At 72.8% G+C, this 3,857-nt stretch carries 5 protein-coding genes; 2 read left to right on the plus strand and 3 right to left on the minus strand.

What is annotated here, in order from left to right:
• Nucleotides 1-110: 110 nt before the first annotated feature.
• On the plus strand, nt 111-1,043 hold the full coding sequence (locus AB8Z36_RS33405; RefSeq protein WP_369217138.1) for a trypsin-like serine peptidase: 933 nt from the start codon (nt 111-113) through the stop codon (nt 1,041-1,043).
• A gap of 10 nt (nt 1,044-1,053) precedes the next feature.
• Nucleotides 1,054-1,356, plus strand: a complete 303-nt coding sequence (locus AB8Z36_RS33410) for a carboxypeptidase-like regulatory domain-containing protein (RefSeq protein ID WP_369217139.1) — start codon at nt 1,054-1,056, stop codon at nt 1,354-1,356.
• A 38-nt stretch (nt 1,357-1,394) separates the two neighbouring features.
• Here AB8Z36_RS33410 and AB8Z36_RS33415 read toward each other — a convergent pair whose 3' ends face one another.
• Genes AB8Z36_RS33415 through AB8Z36_RS33425 form a run of 3 tightly spaced genes read right to left on the minus strand, consistent with a single transcriptional unit; the run spans nt 1,395 to nt 3,750 of the window.
• Nucleotides 1,395-2,231, minus strand: coding sequence for an alpha/beta fold hydrolase (locus tag AB8Z36_RS33415; RefSeq protein WP_369217140.1), 837 nt, complete (start codon nt 2,229-2,231; stop codon nt 1,395-1,397).
• A 60-nt stretch (nt 2,232-2,291) separates the two neighbouring features.
• Nucleotides 2,292-2,531, minus strand: a complete 240-nt coding sequence (locus tag AB8Z36_RS33420; protein WP_440582064.1) for a ferredoxin — start codon at nt 2,529-2,531, stop codon at nt 2,292-2,294.
• Nucleotides 2,524-3,750, minus strand: a complete 1,227-nt coding sequence (locus AB8Z36_RS33425; protein ID WP_369217141.1) for a cytochrome P450 — start codon at nt 3,748-3,750, stop codon at nt 2,524-2,526. Before AB8Z36_RS33425 ends, AB8Z36_RS33420 begins: the two co-directional genes overlap by 8 nt.
• Between the last annotated feature and the right edge of the window lie 107 nt (nt 3,751-3,857).

Raw genomic sequence — 3,857 nt, forward strand, 5'->3', positions numbered from 1 at the left:
TTGCGGCACTTGTCCGGCGGCAGTAGAAGAGGCATTACCCCTAAACGTTGCGGCCGCGGCGTCCAGCAAGGCATCACATCGCAGCTCTCAGAGAAGCAAGGTGATCCAGCATGCCGCAAGACCCACACAGCGCAGTGAGCAACGAGCCCTCGGACACCACTCCCACGCGGGCGGCGGAGCAGGAAGCGGTCCTTCAGCCGGCCTCCCAGGGGACCGAGGGCGAGCCCCAGCACTCGACGGGTGAGGGCCTGGAGCACGTCGAGGGCTACCGTCGCCCCGAGCACTTCGCGCCGGAGGCCTGGACGGCACCGACCGCCATGCTGCCCGACATCGGCGAGGCGTCCTTCGGCCCGCCGCCCCTGGCCCCGGAGACGGTGCACGGCCCCGACGACCGCGTACAGATCACCAACACCAGCGTGTATCCGTGGCGGGTGCACTGCTATCTGCTGATCACGGCCCGCGACAACGCCCTCTACCAGGGCACCGGCTGGCTGCTCGGACCGCACACCCTGGCCACCGCAGGACACTGCGTCTACATCAAGGGCAGCGGCGTGGCGGGCCGGGACGGCTGGGTCAAGAGCATCCAGGTCATGCCAGGACGCAACGGCAGCTCGCTGCCCTACGGCAGCATCACCTGCACCAGCTTCCGCTCCGTGACCGGCTGGACCGAGAACGGCGACGAGAACTTCGACTACGGCGCCATCATCACGCCCAACAACATCGGCTCCACGGTGGGCTGGTTCGGCTTCGGCGTATATTCGGACTCGGATCTGCTCAAGACCACCGGCAACATCGCCGGTTATCCGGGCGACAAGCCGTCGGGGACCATGTGGTACGCGGCGCGCGGCGTCGACTCGGTCGCCGCGCGCAAGGTGTACTACGACATCGACACCGCCGGCGGGCAGAGCGGCAGCTCCGTCTACCGCATCGACAGCAGCAACCGCTACGGCTTCGCCATCCACGCCTACGGCGGTTCCCGGGTGAACTCCGGCACGAGGTTCACCACCCCCGTCTTCAACAACTACGTGGCATGGAAGGCGTGAGCCGACCCCTATGAGCGGCAGCGGTTCCGGAGTGGAGATCACCGGTGTCGTCCGTGACGCCTCGGGCGCACCGGTGGCGGGCGCACACGTCCTGTTCACGGCGGGCCCGCGCCCCCTGCCGGACATCGCCGCCCTGACGGACGCCGAGGGACGCTTCTCCCTCGGCGCCCCGGCACCGGGCTCGTACACCCTCACGTGCCGGGCGGACCCGGTCATGGGTTCGTCCGGCACGGCCGAGGCCACCGTCCGCGTCGAAGCGGGGGCGCGGGCCACGACGTCGGGCCCCGTCCGGGTCGAGCTGACCCTCGGCTGACCGGGCCGCGGGCCGTTGGGGCCCGCACCGCGTCCGGCTCAGGCCCGCACCGCCGCCGACCGCAGGAAGTTGAGCACCAGCGAGGTGACCCGGTCCGGGAACTGGTCGTGCGGGTAGTGCCCGGCGCCCTCGATCATGTGCAGCCGGCCGAGACCGGCCGGCAGGGCCTCGACGACCGCCGCCCCCTCCGCCCGCGGGTCGGCCCAGTCGGGGTCGAGCGTGCCCATCACGACGAGGACCGGGCAGCGGACGCCGCCGAGGTGCTCGCCCGCGTCGGTCGGCGCGCTGCGGCCCATGCCCTGCATGGCCTTCATCCGGCCCGGCTCGCGCAGCAGGGCGTCGATGCGGCCGATTCGCTCGGTCCAGTCGGCGGGCCGCGTGCCGGGATAAGCCACCTCCAGGTACGAGCGCCAGAGCCGCTTGCTGCCGAACACCCCGGCGCCCAGCAGCCGCGGCATGCCGCGCCGGAAGCGCGCCACCCGCAGATCCCCGAGGGCGACCGACTGCTTGCGGGTGAAGGGCGCCAGCTCCACCACCGCGGTGACCAGCGAGGGCTCCTGCGCCGCGGCGATGGTGGCCGCGCCGCCCGACACCGAGTGGCCTACGAGCACGGCGGGCCCGCCCAAGTGCCGGACGAGGGCGAGCAGGTCACCGGCGATGGCCGTACGGCTCCAGGCCGGCCAGTGCGCGCTGGACTCGCCGCAGCCGCGCAGATCGACCGCGGCGACCCGGTACCCCGCCGCCACGAGCTCGGGCAGCACGGCGCGGTAGGCGGCGCGGCTGTCGCCCACGCCGTGCGCGAGGACGATCAGCGGGCCCGACCCGGCCACCTCGTACGCGAGGGTGCCGCCGTCGACGGTGAGGTACTCGGTCATGTCGCCCCCCAGGCTTGGCTAACGTTGTTATCCACAAGCTAACGCCATTAGCCGCCGTCGTCAACCACTGTCGTCGACGGCGATGGCTCCGGCGGGGCAGAGACCGGCGGCCACCCGGGCCGCGCCGCGGTGCGCGGATTCGGGCTCCGGGCGCAGCAGCACCACGAGCCCGTCCGCCTCGTCCTGGTCGAAGACCTCGGGAGCCGTGAGGGCGCACATGCCCGCCCCGGTGCAGCGGTCGCGGTCGACGCCGATCCGCAGCGGGCCCGTGGAGTCACCCCGCTCTCCCGGCTCACCCAATGGACCGCTCCCCGCTCGAGGTGTCAGGGCTCCCGGCGTCGGGGCCCCAGGTGACGGGGAGACTGACCACGCCGTAGATGTTCGCCTGGTCGCGCAGCGGCACCTCGTGCGGCGGCACGGCGAGCCGCAGGCCGGGGAAGCGCGCCAGGAGCGCCGGGAAGGCCACGGCCATCTCCACGCGGGCGAGCTGCTGGCCCAGGCACTGGTGGGCGCCGTGCCCGAAGGAGAGGTGCCCGGTGGCCTCGCGGCGGATGTCGAGCCGGTCGGGGTCGGGGAACCTGCGCGGGTCACGGTTGGCGGCCTGGGCGGAGACGGTCACCGTCTCGCCCGCCCGGATCACTCGCCCCTCGATCTCGATGTCTTCGAGCGCCGTCCGCATCAGCGGGTCGGCCACGGTGAGGTGGCGCAGCAGCTCCTCCACCGCCTGCCCGGCGAGCGCCGGGTCGGCGCGCAGGGCCGCCAGCTGGCCGGGGTTGCTCAGCAGGGCGAAGGTGCCGAGACCGAGCATGTTGGCGGTGGTGTCGAGCCCGGCGGCGAGCAGGAGGCTGCCGATTCCGGCCAGTTCCTCGTCGGTGAGGTCGGTTCCGGTCAGGTCGCTGAGCAGGTCGTCGGTGGGTGCGGCGCGCTTGGCGAGGACCAGTTCGTTCAGATAGCGGCTCAGGGACAGATGGGCCTCGCCCCTCGCCCGCGCGTCCGCCGTCTGGTCGAACATCGTCGCCACGTCGTCCTGGAAGCGCGCGCGGTCGTCGTACGGCACGCCGAGCAGTGCGCAGATCATGAGCGCGGGCACGGGCCGGGCGAACGCCTCGACCAGGTCGGCCGTGGGCCCCGCCTGCTCCATGGCGTCCAGGCACTCGGCGGTGAACCGCTCCACCTGCTCGCTGAGCAGCCGCATGCGGCGGACGGTGAACTTGCCGGTGAGCAGGCGCCGGTAGCGGGTGTGCTCCGGCGCGTCGAGCCCGGTCAGGTCGCCGGGCGGCGCCGGAGGCAGCGGCGTGGGCGCGCCCGCCATCGGCACCGGCAGGTGCAGGAGTTCGTAGCGTGAGCTGATGCGCGGGTCGGCCAGGACCGCGCGCGCCGCCGCGTGTCCGGTGACCAGCCAGCCCACGTGCCCGTCGGCGTACCGCATGCGGCGCAGGGGGCGGTCGCTCAGCGCGGTGAGTTCGGCGGGCGGAGCACAGGCGAGCCATTCTGGCCTCGCCTCGTCAGTCGACCTCATGAACCCGTGTTTCCGCGCCGGACCTTCCTGTCCTTCCCGTCCGCGGCTTCCAGATCCCCAGGCAGGGCCACGGCCGCGCTATGGTGGCGCCACCATGGCGTCACCAT

Source organism: Streptomyces flavofungini (genome assembly GCF_041028215.1).
Taxonomy (GTDB): Bacteria; Actinomycetota; Actinomycetes; order Streptomycetales; family Streptomycetaceae; genus Streptomyces; species Streptomyces flavofungini_B.